Below are 1,248 nucleotides of genomic sequence, written 5' to 3'. Positions count from 1 at the left end.
ATTTCAGAAACTAATGATAGAGCTAATAACAGGGTTGAATCTAAACCAGTTATAGCAGTTTTATACCACCTTATTAAACAAGATACCAATGGTGATGGAAGATTAACAAACAATGATATGCTCACAATAGCATTTACCCATTACAATGGTAATGACTATCAGGAAGTAGTAAGTGGAGTAGATAGATTTTTGGGTTACAAGGTTCTAAACGCAAATAGCCTATTAATTTTGTACCAGCGGGATGCTATTGCCTATTCAGCAAAGGTTTCTTTAGATAATTTCGCTCTCTCCAATGAAACAGAATTACCTAAAGTAGGTCAGCCCTGAATCTCACCCTCGATAAACTGAATCCTACTCCCTACTCCCTACTCCCTACTCCCTACTCCCAGCTGTTGAAGCTCCCTAAAACCCAGGACGAAAGTACCTCTCCCAATTAAGAACTGCTATAGATAAGAGTTTCAACCCTTAACCGAACCGGCTAAAATCCCCCGCACAAAGTACCGCTGTAGAACAAAAAACACAATCAGTGGTACAATCATGGTGATAAATGCACCAGAGGTAAGAAGATGCCACTGCTGCCCACGATAACCTACTATATTTGTTAATCGGATCGTTAACGGGGCAACGTCTGGTGTAACTCCGAGATAGACTAAAGCAACTAGCAAGTCATTCCATACCCAGAGAAATTGAAACACGGCAAATGATGCGATCGCAGGCATGGATAGAGGCACAATCAGCTGGGTAACTATGGTCAGATGAGACGCACCATCCACTGCTGCTGCTTCGATTAACTCCTGAGGCAAACTAGCAATATAATTACGCAATAAATAAATTCCTAAGGGCAAACCATAGCCTGTGTGGGCTAACCAAATACCTAATAATGTACCGGAAAGTCCTAGATATCCGTAGACTCGCAATACCGGAATCAGAGTCATCTGTAACGGGACTACCAGCAAACCAACTACTACCATAAACAGGACTTGGCGACCAGGAAATTTCATCCAAGCAAACCCATAGGCAGCAAAAGTAGCGATCACAATCGGAATGACTGTAGCGGGAATCGAGATAACCAGACTATTGAGAAATGCCTGTCCCATCCCTTCGGAGGTAATCACATCAATATAGTTACCGAGGTGGTATTGGGTGAAATTGAAGGGGTGTTGGAAGACTGACCACCAACCGGTTTTGAGCACATCATCTCGGTAGCGTAGGGAACTAATGAACAAGCCAACAGTGGGTAGAGAGCGG

Annotated in this window: 1 protein-coding gene and 1 pseudogene; one reads left to right on the top strand and one right to left on the bottom strand. The window is 43.1% G+C overall.

Going from position 1 to position 1,248, the window contains the following annotated elements; genetic code table 11:
* Positions 1-327: pseudogene (locus F6K20_RS39010) on the top strand (hypothetical protein); the annotation flags it as partial.
* A gap of 131 nt (positions 328-458) precedes the next feature.
* Here the strand turns inward: F6K20_RS39010 and F6K20_RS39005 are convergent.
* A partial coding sequence (locus tag F6K20_RS39005; RefSeq protein ID WP_287298530.1) for a carbohydrate ABC transporter permease occupies positions 459-1,248 on the bottom strand: 790 nt, incomplete at its 5' end.

The sequence above is a fragment of the Moorena sp. SIO2C4 genome, assembly GCF_010672485.1.
In the GTDB taxonomy this organism is placed as follows: domain Bacteria; phylum Cyanobacteriota; class Cyanobacteriia; order Cyanobacteriales; family Coleofasciculaceae; genus Moorena; species Moorena producens.
This window is presented reverse-complemented; position numbering and strand designations above follow the sequence as displayed.